Raw genomic sequence first — 16,022 nt, forward strand, 5'->3', positions numbered from 1 at the left:
TACGGGGCAGCGGTTGCCGACCTCCCGTCGGCGGAGTTGACTTCTGTGGTGGACGCAGCGACCTGACCCTGTTCCCCCACCGACGGGAAGACGCTCGTGACCTACACGACGAACAACGCCGGGAATCCGATCGAGAGCGACGAGCACTCGCTCACCGTCGGCCCCGACGGCCCCATCCTGCTCCAGGACCACTACCTCATCGAGAAGATGGCCCAGTTCAACCGCGAACGGGTGCCCGAGCGCGTGGTGCACGCCAAGGGCTCCGGCGCGTACGGCTTCTTCGAGGTGACGAACGACGTCAGCGAGTTCACCCGGGCGGGACTCTTCCAGCCGGGTGCGCGGACGGAGATGCTGGCCCGTTTCTCGACGGTGGCCGGCGAGCAGGGCTCCCCCGACACCTGGCGGGACCCCCGGGGTTTCGCCCTGAAGTTCTACACCGACCAGGGCAACTACGACCTGGTCGGCAACAACACCCCGGTCTTCTTCGTCCGGGACACCATCAAGTTCCAGGACTTCATCCGCTCGCAGAAGCGCCATCCGGTGACGGGTCTGCGCGACCACGACATGCAGTGGGACTTCTGGACGCTGTCCCCGGAGTCCGCGCACCAGGTGACCTGGCTGATGGGCGACCGTGGCGTCCCGAAGACGTACCGGCACATGAACGGCTACGGCTCCCACACGTACATGTGGATCAACGGCGCCGGTGAGCGCTTCTGGGTGAAGTACCACTTCACGACCGACCAGGGCATCGAGTTCCTCACCCAGGCGGAGGCCGACGAGCTGGCCGGGACGGACGGGGACGTGCACCGCCGCGACCTGTACGAGTCGATCGAGTCGGGCGACGCCCCCTCCTGGACGCTCAAGGTGCAGGTCATGCCGTTCGAGGCGGCGGCGGACTACCGCTTCAACCCCTTCGACCTGACCAAGGTGTGGCCGCACGCCGACCATCCCCTGATCGAGGTCGGGCGGATGACGCTGGACAGGAACCCCGAGGACTTCTTCGTCCACATCGAGCAGGCCGCCTTCGAGCCCTCGAACATGGTGCCGGGCATCGGTCCTTCGCCGGACAAGATGCTGCTCGGCCGGCTCTTCTCGTACCCGGACACCCACCGGTACCGGATCGGTCCGAACTACGCGCAGCTGCCGCCGAACCGGCCGCGCTCGCCCGTCCACTCGTACGCGAAGGACGGGGCGATGCGGTACGAGGCCTCGACGGCGGCCCGGCCGTACGCGCCGAACTCGTACGGCGGTCCCGCGGCCGACTACGGGCGCTTCGGCGAGCCGGCGAGCTGGGCGGCGGCGGGCGAGCTGGTCCGCGAGGCGTACGCGCTCCACGCGGAGGACGACGACTGGGGGCAGCCGGGCACCCTGGTCCGCGAGGTCCTGGACGACGCGGCCCGCGACCGGCTGGTGTCGAACATCGCCGGGCACCTGAAGGACGGCGTGAGCGCCCCCGTCCTCGAACGCGCGGTCCGGTACTGGCGGAACGTGGACACGGACCTGGGCGACCGGGTGGCCAAGGAGGTCGACGGCTGAGGCACACGCCCGCCGAGGCCGTGCGACCTGTCCTGACACCCCCGTACGGCGAAGGCCGGACCCCCGCGAGGAGGTCCGGCCTTCTGTCGTGTCGGCGTGGGCGCCGCTACTGCCCCGGGCCCGGGCGTGTCGCGCTGCCCGTGTCGACGCCCCCGTCCGGCGGGGTGGTCGTCGGCGGCCCGGTCGGCTCCTCGGTCACGGGCGGCTCTCCCGTGGACGTCGGCGGCGTGGTGACCGGGTCCCGCGTCGGCGTCGGCGGCGTGGTGGCCGGCGGGGTGGTCGGCGCGTCCGTCGGGTCCGGGGACTCGGTGGTCTGCTCCTCGGTGGGCTCCTGGGGCGCCTCGGTGGTCTCGGTGGGATCCGGGCCCGGCTCGATCGGGGTCGAGGTGTCGGTGTCCAGGTCGAAGGAGGCGTCGGAGCCGCCGTTCAGCGCGCTGGTGGTGTAGGCGCCCCAGATCTCGGCGGGCGTACGGCCACCGTTGGCGCGGCCCGGGTTGATCGTGTCGGTGAGGGTGACCTGGTTGCCCTTGGCGTCCTCGCCGAAGAGACCGACGGCGGTGACGAGTTCGGGGGTGTAGCCGACGAACCAGGCGGAACGGTTGTTCTCGGAGGTGCCGGTCTTGCCCGCGGCCTCGTAGTCGCCCGCGGCGCGGGTGCCGGAACCGCTCTGCACGACGCCCGTCATGGCCCTGGTGACGGTGTCGGCGGCCTTGCGGCTGATGACCTGCTCGCCGATCGCCTTGGCGGAGGTGATCGTGCGGTCCTTGTGTTCGGCGGTCTTCACCAGGGTGGGGGTGACCCGCACGCCGTGGTTGTCGAGCGTGGCGTAGGCGCCGGCCATGTCCATGGTGGAGGCACCCATGGTGCCGAGGGAGATGGCCGGGGTCTCGGGGAAGTCCGCGCCGTCCTTCATGCCGAGGTCCAGGGCGGTCTTCTTGGCCTTGCCCGGGGTGACGTCGACGATCATCTGGGCGAAGACCGAGTTGATCGAGCTGTTGGTGGCCTTCTGCACGGTGACGGGGCCGTAGCTCCGGTTGTCCTCGTTCTCCGGCGCGAACGCGATGGGGCTGCCGACGACCGGCCGCTTGCTGGTGCCGTCGTAGACGGTGCCCAGCTCGATCTGACGGCCGTCCTGGGTGACCGCGTGGTTGTCGACGGCGGAGGCGAGGACGATCGGCTTGAAGGTCGAGGCGGGCTGGTAGTCGCGGCGGGTCGCGTTCGACATCCAGTGCTCGGTGGCGCCGACGCCGCCGTACATCGCGACGACCGCACCGGTCTTCGGGTCGACGGAGGTGGCGCCGGCCTGGACGGTGGCCTGCTTCTTGTCGCCCTTGCGGTCGAGCTTGGCCTCCAGCTCCTTGTCGACCGCCTTGACGAGGTCCTTCTGCTTCTTCTCGTCGATGTTGAGGGTGATCGTCCAGCCGCCGGCCTTGATGTCCTCCTCGCTGACGCCCTGGCGCATCAGCTCCTGGTTGGCGGCCTCGACGATGTATCCGGTCTGGCCCTCCATGCCGGGGGCGGGCTTGGGCTTCTGCGGGACGGGGAACTTCATCCCGGCGCGCTCGGAGGCGCTGAGCCAGCCCTCGCCGACCATGTTGTCGAGGACGTAGTTCCAGCGCTCCTCGACGAGCTTGCGGCCGGTGGCGCTCGCGGAGGTCCAGTCGTACTGGTTGGGCGCCTGGAGCAGCGAGGCTAGGTAGGCGCCCTGGGCGGTGGTGAGCTGGGTGGCGTCGACGCCGTAGTACGCGCGGGCGGCGGCCTGGATGCCGTAGGCGCTGCGGCCGTAGTAGCTGGTGTTCACGTACCCGGCGAGGATCTCGCTCTTGCTCGACTGCCGGTCGACCTTGATGGCGATGACCATTTCCTTGAGCTTGCGCGTGGCCGTCTGGTCCTGGCTCAAGTAGAAGTTCTTGACGTACTGCTGGGTGATGGTCGAGCCACCCTGCTTGCCCTTGCCGGTGATCGTGGACCAGGCGGCGCGGGTGGTGCCCTTGATGTCGACGCCGTTGTCCTTGTAGAAGGTCTTGTTCTCGGCGGCGACGAACGCCTTCTGGACCTTCTCGGGGATCTTCTCCAGGCCGACGATCTCACGGTTGATCTTGCCGGTGCGGGCGAGGATCTTGCCGTTGCCGTACTTGTAGATGTTGCTCTGCATGGTCGCCTCGGCGTTGGCCGTCGGCACCGGGACCATGAGGTAGACGACGTACAGGGCGCCCATGGCGAGCAGGCAGCACACGAAGAAGGTGCCCAGGAGCTTCTTCCAGGAGAAGAAGCGGCGCAGACCGCGTTTCTTCGCCTTGCTCTTGTCCGGTCGGCCCATGTGTCCCGTCGCTCCGCTCGTCGTGTGTCCCGGCGCCGCGGTCCCCGTGTCCCGTCCGCGCCAGGCCGGCTGGCTAGTCAGCTAACACTGACGATGCAGACAAAGGACAACCGATCACGCCTTTTCCGGACGTGAGAATCAGCACCCACGCCCAGTGGAACCGACGTCCGAGATGACCGGATGGTTGCGTGAAGGAACGGTTCCGCTTGATGACCGCCCCTCCGCCCCGGCTATACATCGTGCGTATACACACCATGTACAGTGACGCGCATGTCCATCGGTCACACCCTGCTCGGACTCCTGGAGTCCGGCCCGCGCCACGGCTACGACCTCAAGCGCGCCTTCGACGAGAAGTTCGGCCACGACCGGCCGCTGCACTACGGCCAGGTCTACTCGACCATGTCCAGGCTCCTGAAGAACGGCCTCGTCGTCGTCGACGGCATCGAGGCGGGCGGCGGCCCGGAGCGGAAGCGGTACGCCATCACCGACGCCGGCATCACCGATGTCGCCCAGTGGCTCGCCACCCCCGAGAAGCCGGAGCCGTACCTCCACTCCACGCTCTACACCAAGGTCGTCCTCGCCCTGCTCACCGGCCGCGGCGCCGCCGAGCTCCTGGACACCCAGCGCACCGAGCACCTGCGTCTGATGCGCGAACTCACCCGGCGCAAGAAGGACGGCGACCTCGCCGACCAGCTCATCTGCGACCACGCCCTCTTCCATCTGGAAGCGGATCTGCGCTGGCTGGAACTGACCGCCGCGCGTCTCGACCCGCTCGCCGAGGAGGTCCTCCGATGACGAGCACCCCGCTGCTCACCGCCACCGGCCTCGACAAGGCCTACGGCCCCACCCCGGCGCTCGCCGGCGCCTCCTTCGCCCTCCGGGCCGGCGAGGTCGTCGCCGTCATGGGGCCCTCCGGCTCCGGCAAGTCGACCCTGCTGCACTGCCTGGCCGGAATCGTGCGCCCCGACGCCGGCACCATCACCTACGACGGACGTGAGCTGACCGCGCTCTCCGACAGCGCCCGCAGCTCCCTCCGCCGTACCGACTTCGGCTTCGTCTTCCAGTTCGGCCAGCTCGTCCCCGAGCTGACCTGCGCCGAGAACGTCGCCCTGCCGCTCCGCCTCAACGGCGAGAAGCGGAAGGCCGCCGAGGCCAGGGCCGTCGAGTGGCTGGCCCGCCTCGAGGTCGACGACACCGCGGGCAAGCGGCCCGGCGAGATATCCGGTGGCCAGGGCCAGCGCGTCGCCGTCGCCCGCGCCCTCGTCACCGCCCCGCGGGTGATCTTCGCCGACGAACCGACCGGCGCCCTCGACTCCCTCAACGGCGAGCGGGTCATGCGGCTGCTCACCGACGCCTCCCGGGACACCGGCGCCGCCGTCGTCCTCGTCACCCACGAGGCCCGGGTCGCCGCCTACTCCGACCGCGAGATCGTCGTACGGGACGGGTCCGTCCGGGACACGGAGTGGGCGGCATGACGCTCCGCACCTGGGCCCGCGACCTGGGGCTCGGCGCCCGGTTCGCGGTCACCGGCGGCCGTGCCGGCCTGCTCCGCACCCTGCTCACCGCGACCGGCGTCGGCTTCGGCGTGGCCCTGCTGCTGCTCGCCGCCTCCTTCCCGAACATGCTCTTCCAGCGGGAGGTGAGGGAGTCGGTCCGCGCCGTCGACGGCAGCGAACAGGTCACCTCCCCCCGGCCCGACTCCTTTCTCCACCTCACCCGGAACACCGTCTACCGCGAGGACGTCATCTCGGGTCTGCTGCTGCGCCCCGAGGGCGACGCGCCCCCGGTCCCGCCGGGTGCCACCGCGTTCCCCGGGCTCGGCGAGATGCTGGTGTCCCCCGCGCTCCGCGACCTGCTCGACTCCCCCGAGGGCGCCCTCCTCAAGGAGCGGCTCCCCTACAAGGTGACCGGGACGATCGGGCAGGAGGGACTCATCGGCCCGGCCGACCTCCGGTACGTGGCCCATGTCGGCTTCCTCGACGACACCAACCTCGACGGACGCGGCGTCCGCTACGGCTGGTCGGTGCCCGAGGAACCGATGAACGCCTTCCTCGTCCTTCTCGTCGTCGTCGCCTGCGTCGTCCTGCTCCTCCCGGTGCTCGTCTTCATCGCGACCGCCGTCCGCTTCGGCGGCGAGCAGCGCGACCGGCGGCTCGCCGCGCTCCGGCTGGTCGGCGCCGACACCGCCATGACCCGGCGGATCGCGGCCGGCGAATCCCTCGCGGGCGCGCTGCTCGGCCTCCTCGTGGGCCTCGGACTCTTCGCGGTGGCCCGGCAGTTCGCCGGGGTCTTCACGATCTGGGACGTCAACGCCTTCCCCTCCGACGTCGTGCCGATGGCCCCGCTCGCCGCGCTCGCCCTTCTCTCGGTCCCGGTCGCCTCGGTCGTGGTCACCCTCTTCGCGCTGCGCGGGGTGGCGATCGAGCCGCTCGGAGTCGTCCGGACCTCGGTGCCGCGCCGCCGCCGGCTGTGGTGGCGGCTGCTGCTCCTCGCGGCGGGCGTCGCCCTGCTGGTGCCGCTCATCGGCGACATCCACGTGGCCGACACCAGCATCGACACCGTGACCGTCGCGGCCGGGACCGCACTGGCCCTGATCGGCCTCACCACGCTCCTGCCCTGGCTCGTCGAGGCCGGGGTGAAGCGGCTGCACGCCGGTCCGGTGGCCTGGCAGCTCGCCGTCCGCAGGCTCCAGCTGAGCAGCGGTACGGCGGCCCGCGCGGTCAGCGGCATCGTCGTCGCCGCGACCGGCGCGATCGCGCTCCAGATGCTCTTCCAGGCGATGGAGAACGACTTCACGATGGCCACCGGCGAGGACTCGACCCGCGCCCAGATCATCTTCGGCGCCGACGCGGCGGACGCCGCCGAGGCCCGCGGGATGTTCGACCGCTTCGAGCGGACCGAGGGGGTCGCCGGCGCCGTCGGCGTCATCGAGTCACGGGTGTACCGGCCCGGACCGCTGAAGAACGGCGAGGAGTTCGCCCCCGCCGTCTCTCTCAGGGTCGGCGACTGCGTCTCGCTCAGGGAGTTCGCCACGCTGCCCTCCTGCACGGACGGCGACGTCTTCGTGCTCCTCTCGCACGGCAAGCAGGGCAACCCGGACGACTCCTACGTCACCAGGACCGCCCGGCCCGGCGTCACGGTCGCCCTGCGCGACCCGCATCCGTCCCCGGGCACCCCGCAGCGCCCGGCGGGCACCCCGCTGCCGCTGTGGCAGCTCCCCGCCGGCGCCAAGGTCGTCGACTCCCGCCCGGACCCCACGGGCATGTACCAGTACGGCGTCCTCGCCACCCCGAAGGCGATCGACGCCGCCCGGCTCGACGAGCCCGACGCGCAGGTCATGATCCGGCTCGACCCGGCGGTCCCCGATGCCTCCGACCACGCGTGGAACACGGCGGCGGCCATCGACCCGACGGCCTGGGTGCGCCCGGTGAAGGACACCGAGCGGGACGCGGCGTTCTCCAGCGTCCGCACCGGCATCCTGGTCGGCTCCACCCTGACGATGCTGCTCGTGGCGGCCTCACTGCTGGTCACGACCCTGGAGCAGCTCAGGGACCGCAAGCGGCTGCTCTCCTCGCTGATCGCCTTCGGCACCCGGCGCTCCACCCTCAGCTGGTCGGTGCTGTGGCAGACGGCGGTGCCGATCGCCGTCGGTCTCGTCCTCGCCGTGGCGGGCGGGATCGGCCTCGGGATCGTCCTGCTGAAGACGGGCGGGCAGCAGGTCCAGGACTGGTGGGTGTTCCTGCCCGTCGTCGGGATCGGCCTCGGGCTGATCGCGGCCGTGACGCTGCTGAGCATGCCGGTCCTGTGGCGCCTGATGCGCGCGGACGGGCTGCGCACGGAGTAACCCTCCGGGCGGATGTACGAGAGATCCGCGAACAGCGTGACGGGCGGCGGTTCCTGGCACCGGGGGGTGTCAGGAAGCGCCGCCCACCACGCGTACCGGCAGCCCCTGCATCGCCCCCCGCAGCTCCTCCGCCAGTTCCTCGAACTCGGCGTGCCGGGCCGCCCCCGCACGCATCGCGAGGGCGATCCGCCGCGAGGGCGCCGGATCGGCGAAGAGCCCCGTCCACAGGGCGTGGTTCCGGGCCGTCTCGACCGTCACCGCGGTGCGCGGCAGCAGGGTCACCCCGAGCCCGCCGGCCACCAGCTGGACCAGGGTGGCGAGCCCGGCGGCGGTGGTGGTGACCTCCGCGCCGTCGCCGCGGCCCGCCTCCCGGCAGATGTCGAGGGCCTGGTCGCGCAGGCAGTGCCCCTCGTCGAGGAGGAGCAGCCGCAGCTCCCTGAGGGCCTCGCGGGGGATGTCGTCACGGCCCGCGAGCGGATGACCCTGCGGGGTGACCAGGACGAAGTCCTCGTCGAAGAGGGGGAGTTCGGTGACACCGGGCACGCCCAGCGGTACGGCGAGCAGCAGCAGGTCGAGCCGCCCGGCGGTCAGGCCCTCCAGGAGCGAGGAGGTCTGCTCCTCGTGGACCTGGAGGTCGAGGTCCGGGTAGCGCCGGTGGACCAGGCGCAGGACGGTCGGCAGCAGATAGGGCGCGACCGTCGGGATCACCCCGAGCCGCAGCACCCCGGTGAAGGGCGCCTGGGCGGCCTCCGCCTCCTCCATCAGCTCCGCGACGGCGTCGAGGACCACCCGTGTGCGCATCGCGAGCCGCTCCCCCGCGGGCGAGAGCAGCACTTTCCGGGTCGTACGCTCGAGGAGCTGGACACCGAGTGCCTCTTCGAGTGCCGAAACCGCGCCCGAGAGCGCGGGCTGGCTCATGCCGATGGCCGCCGCCGCGTCGCGGAAGTGCAGATGCTCGGCGACCGCGACGAAGGCCCTGAGCTGGGAGAGGCTCGGCTGTTTGCCTCGGTACGGGCTGTGCGGGGGGCTGTACGGGGATGCCACTGATAACCACCTTCGATCAACACGAACCACTCTAGCTATTTCACTGATCAATGCACTCCGTGCCATGCTGTGAGTCGTCCAACCCCCACGGAAGACCCCAAAAGGGACCCTTCCTGCCTGCAAGGAGAGCGCGTGCTCACTGTCGGTGACAAGTTCCCCGCCTACGACCTGACCGCCTGCGTGTCGCTGGAGAGCGGCAAGGAGTTCGAGCAGATCGACCACAAGGCCTACGAGGGCAAGTGGCGCGTGGTGTTCTTCTGGCCGAAGGACTTCACCTTCGTCTGCCCCACCGAGATCGCCGCGTTCGGCAAGCTGAACGACGAGTTCGCGGACCGCGACGCCCAGATCCTCGGCGTCTCCGGCGACTCCGAGTTCGTGCACCACGCCTGGCGCAAGGACCACGCCGACCTGCGTGACCTGCCCTTCCCGATGCTCGCCGACTCGAAGCACGAGCTCATGAGCGACTGCGGCGTCCGGGGCGAGGACGGCTTCGCCCAGCGTGCCGTCTTCATCGTGGACCCGAACAACGAGATCCAGTTCACCATGGTGACCGCCGGCTCCGTCGGCCGTAACCCCAAGGAGGTCCTGCGGGTCCTCGACGCCCTGCAGACCGACGAGCTGTGCCCGTGCAACTGGAACAAGGGCGAGGGCACCCTCGACGCCGCCGCCCTCCTGTCGGGCGAGTGATCTGACATGGCTCTCGACGAACTCAAGTCCGCCATACCGGACTTCGCCAAGGACCTGAAGCTGAACCTCGGTTCGGTCATCGGCAACAGCGAGCTGCCGCAGCAGCAGCTCTGGGGCACCGTCCTGGCCTGCGCGATCGCCTCGCGCTCACCGAAGGTGCTCCGGGAGCTGGAGCCCGAGGCCCAGGCGAACCTGAAGCCCGAGGCGTACCAGGCGGCCAAGTCCGCCGCCGCGATCATGGCGATGAACAACGTCTTCTACCGGACCCGGCACCTGCTGTCGGACCCCGAGTACGGGACGCTGCGCGCCGGTCTGCGGATGAACGTCATCGGCAACCCGGGCGTCGAGAAGGTCGACTTCGAGCTGTGGTCGCTGGCCGTCTCCGCGATCAACGGCTGCGGCCAGTGCCTGGACTCGCACGAGCAGGTCCTGCGCCAGGCCGGTGTCGACCGTGCCACGATCCAGGAGGCCGTGAAGATCGCCGCGGTGATCCAGGCGGTCGGCGTCACGCTCGACGCCGAAGCGGTGCTCGCCGCCGAGTAGGCGGAGCCGTACGAGAAGGGCCCCGGGGCATCGAGCCCCGGGGCCCTTCCGTCATGTCCTGAGCGCCGCCATCAGGCTCAGCACGTCCTGCGACATGGGGACCTCGATCCCGGAGAGGTCGATCGGCGCCTTGGGCAGGATCAGCGACCCGTCCGGGGTATTGGTGTACTGCCGGTACAGCGACATCGAGATCTCGATCTGGCCGTCGAGCACGCTGAACTCCCCGCCGTCTCCGTCGCGATCCTCGAAGAAGGCCTGTTCCCCGATGCCGTCGATCGCCTTGGTGAGGTCCATGTACTTGGCCCGCGCCGCGAACTCCGGGCCCGGATCGGTCACCTTGTGCAGCGTGTACATGACGGTCAGGCTGTATCCGTTGTCCGGGGACCCGAAGGTCATCGAGCAGGACGACCGGTGCACGGCGGGGTCGTCCATCTCGGGCCCGACACCGTCCTCGCCCCGCTCGCCCAGGATGCCGGAGAGCGCCTTCAGCTTCGCCGTACCGCAGAGGCTCTCCACCTGCCGGTACCCGCGCATGTCCGGCCCCGGCTCCGTCCGCTGCCCGTACGCGTAGAGCCCGCCGCCCCAGACCGCCGAGGCCAGCACCGCTCCGCCGAGCGCCCACAGCCACGGGGGGCGGGCGCGGGGCGGGCGGGGCGCCCGCTCCTCCGCCACCACCTCGTAGACCTCGTAACCGGTCCCCCCGTCGAGCTCCGGTTCCGAGATCACTCGGTCTCCCCCTTGGTCGCGAGCATGCCCGGGGCGGGCGTCGGCGCCACCTCGAAGGCGGTCGCCCCGCGCGGCTCCGGCGTGCTGCGCAGCGCCTGTTCCGTGCTGTACGCGCGCAGATAGCCGACCACCGTGTTGGCGACGGCGACCAGCGGGACCGCGACCACGGCGCCCCCGATGCCGGCGGTCAGACCGCCGGCCGCGACCGCGAGGACGACGGCCAGCGGGTGGACCCGTACCGCGCGGCCCAGGATGAACGGCTGGAGGACGTGCCCCTCGATCTGCTGGACGGCGAGGACGACGACGACCACCATCAGGGCCGTGAACGGCCCGTTGGTGACCAGGGCGACGACCACCGCGAGGGCGCCGGAGACGACGGCGCCGACCAGTGGGATGAACGCGAAGAGGAAGATGAAGACGGCGAGCGGCACGGCCATCGGCACATCGAGGAACCAGAGCCCGAGGCCGATGAACACGGCGTCGATGAGGGCGACGAGCACCGTGCCGCGCACATAGGCGGTGAGGGTGCGCCAGGCGCGCGGCCCCGCGCCGGCGACGCCCGGGCGGGCCTGGGCGGGCACCAGCTTGAGCGTCCACTCCCAGACCTTCTTCCCGTCGTACAGCAGGAAGAGGGTCGAGAACATCGCGAGCAGCATGCCGGTCATCGTCTCGACCAGCACGGTCACGCCCTGGAGTCCGGCGGAGGTGATCTGCTCGGCGTTGGAGCCGATCGAGTCGCTGAGGTTCTTGGCGATGTCGTTGATCTGCCGCTCGGTCACATGGAACGGGCTGTCGAGGAGCCAGCGCTTGAGCTCCTCGATGCCGTCCCTGACCTGGTCGGTCAGGTTGTCGATGTTGTCCATCACCTGCCAGACCACGAACCAGCCGACCAGCCCCATCACGACGAAGCCGGAGACGGCGGTGATGGCGGTGGCGAGCCCGCGCGGCAGGCCCTTCCTCCGCAGCATCGCCACGGTGGGCTGGAGCAGGGCGGTGACGAGGAGGGCGGCGACGAAGGCGAGGACGACCAGCTGCACGGAGCTGATCACCTTCATCAGCACCCAGACCGTGCCGGCGAAGACGAGGAGGCGCCAGCTCGCCTCCGCGGCCACCCGCATGCCCCAGGGGATGGCGGCGACGGGGTCGGGCCGGGCGGCGACCGCCGGCGCGTACGAGGGGGGCGCGGGGACGGAGCGACCCGACTCGGCGGTCGCGACGGCCGTCGCCTCCGGGAGGGGGGCGGCGGTGTCCGGGTCCATGTCGGGGCCGTCGGCGACGGTGCTCCGGGCGGTTCCGTCGACCGGTCGCGTACGGCCGTTCCGGGGGCGGTCGCGACCGCCCCCGGGTGAGGGGGTGTCGTACGGAGTGTCGTACGACGGGGCCGGATACGGCGGGCCGAGCGGGTCGTCCCGTTCCGCCTCGGCCCTGCGCTCGTCGAGTCGTTCGCCCATGCGGCTCAGGCTCTCGCCCAGCCGTCCCAGCCACCCTGGCACTCTCGACATCTCTTTCCTCATCCCCCCGCCGACTCCGTTCCGACGGCTTCCCCGGAGGCCGTGGACCTCCGAAAGTACACGCAAGAAGCCCCTCACCGTAGGACGGCGAGGGGCTTCCGAAGGTTGAGCACGGCCGGTACTAGTACCAGCGGTTGGCCTGCCAGAACCTCCAGGCGCCGCAGGGGCTGCCGTACTTGGAGTCCATGTAGTTGAGGCCCCACTTGATCTGGGTGGCCGGGTTGGTCTGCCAGTCGGCGCCCGCCGTCGACATCTTGCTGCCCGGGAGGGCCTGCACGAGTCCGTAGGCGCCCGAGGACCGGTTGACCGCGAGGTAGTTCCAGGTCGACTCGTGGTTCACGATGTTGCTGAAGCACTGGAACTGCGAGGCCGGGACCATCTGGCGGGCGATCGCCTTGACTTCGGCGACCGTGTAGGAGCCCTGTGCGGAGAAGGACGAGGCGTCGCGCACGGAGTCGCGGCTCGCGCGCTCCTCGGCCTCCTTGCGCTCCTTCTCGGCCTTGGCCGCCTTGTCGGCCGCCTCCTTCTTCGCCTCGGCGTCCTTCGCCGCGCGAAGACGGGCCGATTCCTCGGCGGACTTCTTCGCGGCGGTGTCCGCGGCGGCGGCCTGGACATCGGCCTGCTCCGCGAGGGACGAGACCTGTACCTGGGCCTGCTCGCCCGCGGGAATGTCCGCGAGCAGCGTGGTGTCGGCCGCGGTGGCCTCGAAGTTGTCGTCCGAGGGCTGAACGGCGTTACCCGACGCAACGCCCACGACGGCGCCGACGGTGGTGACCGCAGTGGCCGAAGCCACCGCGAATCCCCGGACCGAGATCCGGCTCACACGGTTTCCTTCCAGCATCGCCCGCACAGGTGACCACGCGGGCGAAATCGTGCCCCTGGCGCTGGTCTCCGATAAGGGGTCACAGGAGACACGGGCCCGTGGTGCTGTGGGCGGCATACGGCGGACGGTTGTTGAGTTGTGTGTTGCTGGTGCGCCTGAAGGTGCACGGGTGCCGTATGCGGGGCCTGACGGAAGCAAGACTTTGCCGGACCGCCACACCGCAAGGCAATTCCATCCTGCGTGTGAAAGCTCACACCTCGACTGGGGCAGCTGTTTTGGAAGATTCGGCGGACAGCGCGACGCCGCCCGGCTAAGCTCATCGGCTTCGCCGGGCGGCGCCAACTTCCGTACACATACAGAAGGGTACGAAAGGGTCAGATCTGACCGTCCTCCAGCATCTCCGTCACGAGCGCGGCGATCTGGGAGCGCTCGGAACGGGTGAGCGTGACGTGCGCGAAGAGCGGATGCCCCTTCAGTTTCTCGATCACGGCGACGACTCCGTCGTACCGGCCGACCCGGAGGTTGTCCCGCTGGGCGACGTCATGGGTCAGGACGACCCGTGAATTCGCCCCGATACGGGACAGAACGGTCAACAGGACGTTCCGCTCCAGGGACTGGGCCTCGTCCACGATGACGAACGCGTCGTGCAGCGAACGCCCGCGGATGTGGGTCAGCGGCAGGACCTCCAGCATCCCGCGGCCGAGCACCTCCTCGATCACCTCACGGCTCGCCACCGAGGACAGCGTGTCGAAGACCGCCTGCGCCCACGGGCTCATCTTCTCGGACTCGCTGCCCGGCAGGTACCCGAGCTCCTGGCCGCCGACCGCGTACAGCGGACGGAAGACCATCACCTTCTGGTGCTGACGGCGCTCCAGGACCGCCTCCAGGCCCGCGCAGAGCGCCAGCGCGGACTTGCCGGTGCCGGCCCGGCCGCCCATCGAGATGATGCCGACGTCCGGGTCGAGGAGCAGATCGAGCGCGATCCGCTGCTCGGCGCTGCGGCCCCGGAGCCCGAAGGCCTCCCGGTCGCCGCGGACCAGCCGTACGTTCCCCTCGGCGGTGACCCGGCCGAGCGCCTTGCCGCGCTCGGACTGGAGCACCAGACCGGTGTGGACCGGGAGCCCGGCCGCCTCCGGCACATAGAGCGACTCCTGGTCGAAGAGCAGGTCCACCTGCTCCCCGGAGAGCGCCAGGTCGGTCATCCCGGTCCAGCCGTTGGCTTCCGTGATGGCCAGCTCGGCCCGGTACTCCTCGGCGAGGAGACCGACCGAGGAGGCCTTGATGCGCAGCGGCAGGTCCTTGGAGACGACCGTGACGTCGTACCCCTCGGCCTGGAGGTTCCGCGCGACCGCGAGGATCCGTGAGTCGTTGTCCCCCAACCTGTAGCCGGCGGGCAGGACGCCGGGGTCGGAATGGTTGAGTTCGACACGCAGGGTGCCGCCCAGGTCCCCGATGGGGAGCGGGGCGTCCAGGCGCCCGTACCGGACCCGGAAGTCGTCCAGGAGGCGCAGGGCCTGCCGGGCGAAGTAGCCGAGCTCGGGATGGTGCCGCTTGGCCTCCAGCTCCGTCACGACCACGATCGGGAGCACGACCTCGTGCTCCTCGAACCGTGACATGGCGTTGGGGTCGGCCAGCAGGACGCTGGTGTCGAGAACATAGGTGCGCCGGTCGGAAAGGCGGCGCTTCGTGCTGGTCACCACGGAAGGACAGACCCCCTCGGAAGACCCCTGTGAGGTCGGGGTGCGACGGAACCGGTGTCGCTGCGGAATGGGACCGGGTGCGGGCCGCCGTGCGCGGGCCGAACCACGGCCCTCCGCTTCTCCCGTACGTGTCCCGCACGGTCGTCCTGGTGCAAGGGGCCTCCCGGGTGGCGGTCTCCGTGCCGCTCACTTCACCAGGGGTATGCCCTCGAACAGGGTCGGCCATGCCAGGGCATATGACGACGTGTTCGTGAACACGAGGTGATCGGTTCCGACTGGATCCCGGGAGTGGGCCGGGAGAGGGCCGGGAGGGGTCCCGAAGTGCCCGGGGATGCCCGGGAGGGGTCCGTCAGGGGTCCGGCTGGGGTCCGGCTGGGGTCCGGGAGGGGTCCGGGGGGAGTGCTCCGGGGTCAGTTTCCGTAGCGCCGGTGCCGGGCGGCGTAGTCGCGCAGCGCCCGCAGGAAGTCGACCTTGCGGAAGGCCGGCCAGTGCACTTCGCAGAAGTAGTACTCGGAATGGGCGCTCTGCCACAGCATGAATCCGGACAGCCGCTGCTCGCCGCTGGTGCGGATCACCAGGTCGGGGTCGGGCTGGCCGCGCGTGTACAGGTGCTCCGAGATGTGCTCGACGTCGACGATCTCCGCGAGCTCCTCGAAGCTCGTCCCGCGCTCCGAGTGCTCCAGGAGCAGCGAGCGGACCGCGTCCGCGATCTCCTGCCGGCCGCCGTACCCCACCGCCACGTTCACGAGTATTCCCGTGTTGGCGTGGGTGGCCTGCTCGGCCTCCTTCAGGACGGACTGCGTCCGCGCGGGCAGCAGGTCCATCGTCCCGACGTGGTTCACCCGCCAGCGGCCGTCGGCGGCGAGCGAGCGGACGGCGTTCTCGATGATGCCGAGCAGCGGGACGAGCTGCTCCTCGGGCCGGTTCAGGTTGTCCGTGGAGAGCATCCAGAGCGTGACGACCTCGACGTCTGTCTCGGCGCACCAGCCGAGCAGCTCCTGGATCTTGTCCGCGCCGGCCTTGTGTCCCTGCTCGGGGGTCCCGCCGGACGCCTTGGCCCAGCGGCGGTTCCCGTCGAGGATGACCCCGATGTGCTTGGGCACCTGGGCATGGTCGAGGCGGCCTTCCACCCGGCGTGCGTAGAGCCCGTACACCAGGTCGCGCAGGTTCACCGTTCTTTACCCCTCCGTGCAGCGGCGGTCCGCCAGGCATCGGCGGTCCGCAGGCCGCCACACTACTGCGCACGGGCGACAGGCTCCCAGCCCGGGACTGTCACAAGTCCGTGATA

13 protein-coding genes are annotated in these 16,022 nt (G+C 70.4%); 6 read left to right on the forward strand and 7 right to left on the reverse strand.

Annotated features, from left to right (window positions below; genetic code table 11):
• The first annotated feature begins 96 nt into the window (after positions 1–96).
• The gene (locus tag ABT154_RS04355) at positions 97–1,536 is read left to right on the forward strand and encodes a catalase (protein ID WP_351852629.1); all 1,440 of its coding nucleotides are present in this window, start codon (positions 97–99) and stop codon (positions 1,534–1,536) included.
• A 106-nt stretch (positions 1,537–1,642) separates the two neighbouring features.
• Here ABT154_RS04355 and ABT154_RS04360 read toward each other — a convergent pair whose 3' ends face one another.
• Positions 1,643–3,856, reverse strand: coding sequence for a transglycosylase domain-containing protein (locus ABT154_RS04360; protein ID WP_351852632.1), 2,214 nt, complete (start codon positions 3,854–3,856; stop codon positions 1,643–1,645).
• Positions 3,857–4,126: 270 nt separating this feature from the next.
• Here ABT154_RS04360 and ABT154_RS04365 point away from each other — a divergent pair, with 270 nt between their 5' ends.
• Genes ABT154_RS04365 through ABT154_RS04375 form a run of 3 tightly spaced genes read left to right on the forward strand, consistent with a single transcriptional unit; the run spans position 4,127 to position 7,700 of the window.
• Positions 4,127–4,651, forward strand: coding sequence for a PadR family transcriptional regulator (locus ABT154_RS04365; protein ID WP_351852634.1), 525 nt, complete (start codon positions 4,127–4,129; stop codon positions 4,649–4,651).
• A complete protein-coding gene (locus tag ABT154_RS04370) occupies positions 4,648–5,331 on the forward strand; it encodes an ABC transporter ATP-binding protein (RefSeq protein WP_351852636.1) in 684 nt (227 codons plus the stop codon). The genes ABT154_RS04365 and ABT154_RS04370 overlap by 4 nt, the downstream gene beginning before the upstream one ends.
• Complete coding sequence (locus tag ABT154_RS04375) at positions 5,328–7,700, forward strand: ABC transporter permease (RefSeq protein WP_351852639.1); 2,373 nt, start codon at positions 5,328–5,330, stop codon at positions 7,698–7,700. The genes ABT154_RS04370 and ABT154_RS04375 overlap by 4 nt, the downstream gene beginning before the upstream one ends.
• A gap of 69 nt (positions 7,701–7,769) precedes the next feature.
• Here the strand turns inward: ABT154_RS04375 and ABT154_RS04380 are convergent, their stop codons facing one another.
• On the reverse strand, positions 7,770–8,744 hold the full coding sequence (locus ABT154_RS04380; RefSeq protein ID WP_351852641.1) for a LysR substrate-binding domain-containing protein: 975 nt from the start codon (positions 8,742–8,744) through the stop codon (positions 7,770–7,772).
• 132 nt (positions 8,745–8,876) lie between these two features.
• Here ABT154_RS04380 and ABT154_RS04385 point away from each other — a divergent pair, with 132 nt between their 5' ends.
• Together ABT154_RS04385 and ABT154_RS04390 are read left to right on the forward strand one after the other, a co-directional pair.
• Positions 8,877–9,431, forward strand: coding sequence for a peroxiredoxin (locus ABT154_RS04385; protein ID WP_073809243.1), 555 nt, complete (start codon positions 8,877–8,879; stop codon positions 9,429–9,431).
• Positions 9,432–9,437: 6 nt separating this feature from the next.
• Positions 9,438–9,974 carry an alkyl hydroperoxide reductase gene (locus ABT154_RS04390; protein WP_056551626.1) on the forward strand — a complete coding sequence of 179 codons (537 nt, stop codon included), beginning with the start codon at positions 9,438–9,440 and terminating at the stop codon, positions 9,972–9,974.
• 51 nt (positions 9,975–10,025) lie between these two features.
• On the opposite strand, the gene ABT154_RS04395 is transcribed toward ABT154_RS04390, so the two are convergent.
• The 5 genes from ABT154_RS04395 to ABT154_RS04415 all read right to left on the reverse strand — a co-directional run bounded on the left by ABT154_RS04395 (position 10,026) and on the right by ABT154_RS04415 (position 15,906).
• A complete protein-coding gene (locus ABT154_RS04395; protein ID WP_351852644.1) occupies positions 10,026–10,700 on the reverse strand; it encodes a hypothetical protein in 675 nt (224 codons plus the stop codon).
• Entirely contained in the window at positions 10,697–12,202 is a 1,506-nt protein-coding gene (locus tag ABT154_RS04400; protein WP_351852647.1) for an AI-2E family transporter, read from the reverse strand. Before ABT154_RS04400 ends, ABT154_RS04395 begins: the two co-directional genes overlap by 4 nt.
• A gap of 130 nt (positions 12,203–12,332) precedes the next feature.
• The gene (locus ABT154_RS04405) at positions 12,333–13,034 is read right to left on the reverse strand and encodes an aggregation-promoting factor C-terminal-like domain-containing protein (protein ID WP_502969439.1); all 702 of its coding nucleotides are present in this window, start codon (positions 13,032–13,034) and stop codon (positions 12,333–12,335) included.
• A gap of 374 nt (positions 13,035–13,408) precedes the next feature.
• The gene (gene phoH2 / locus ABT154_RS04410; protein WP_351852651.1) at positions 13,409–14,734 is read right to left on the reverse strand and encodes an RNA 5'-3' helicase PhoH2; all 1,326 of its coding nucleotides are present in this window, start codon (positions 14,732–14,734) and stop codon (positions 13,409–13,411) included.
• 410 nt (positions 14,735–15,144) lie between these two features.
• On the reverse strand, positions 15,145–15,906 hold the full coding sequence (locus ABT154_RS04415; protein ID WP_317876611.1) for an isoprenyl transferase: 762 nt from the start codon (positions 15,904–15,906) through the stop codon (positions 15,145–15,147).
• Between the last annotated feature and the right edge of the window lie 116 nt (positions 15,907–16,022).

This window comes from Streptomyces sp. NPDC001728, assembly GCF_040297565.1.
Lineage (GTDB): Bacteria > Actinomycetota > Actinomycetes > Streptomycetales > Streptomycetaceae > Streptomyces.

What these genes read in the sequence shown, in the direction of transcription:
- ABT154_RS04360 (WP_351852632.1), bottom strand. Translation starts at nt 3,856, where the DNA reads ATGGGCCGACCGGACAAGAGCAAGGCGAAGAAACGCGGTCTGCGCCGC.
- ABT154_RS04365 (WP_351852634.1), top strand. Translation starts at nt 4,127, where the DNA reads ATGTCCATCGGTCACACCCTGCTCGGACTCCTGGAGTCCGGCCCGCGC.
- ABT154_RS04370 (WP_351852636.1), top strand. Translation starts at nt 4,648, where the DNA reads ATGACGAGCACCCCGCTGCTCACCGCCACCGGCCTCGACAAGGCCTAC.
- ABT154_RS04375 (WP_351852639.1), top strand. Translation starts at nt 5,328, where the DNA reads ATGACGCTCCGCACCTGGGCCCGCGACCTGGGGCTCGGCGCCCGGTTC.
- ABT154_RS04390 (WP_056551626.1), top strand. Translation starts at nt 9,438, where the DNA reads ATGGCTCTCGACGAACTCAAGTCCGCCATACCGGACTTCGCCAAGGAC.
- ABT154_RS04400 (WP_351852647.1), bottom strand. Translation starts at nt 12,202, where the DNA reads ATGTCGAGAGTGCCAGGGTGGCTGGGACGGCTGGGCGAGAGCCTGAGC.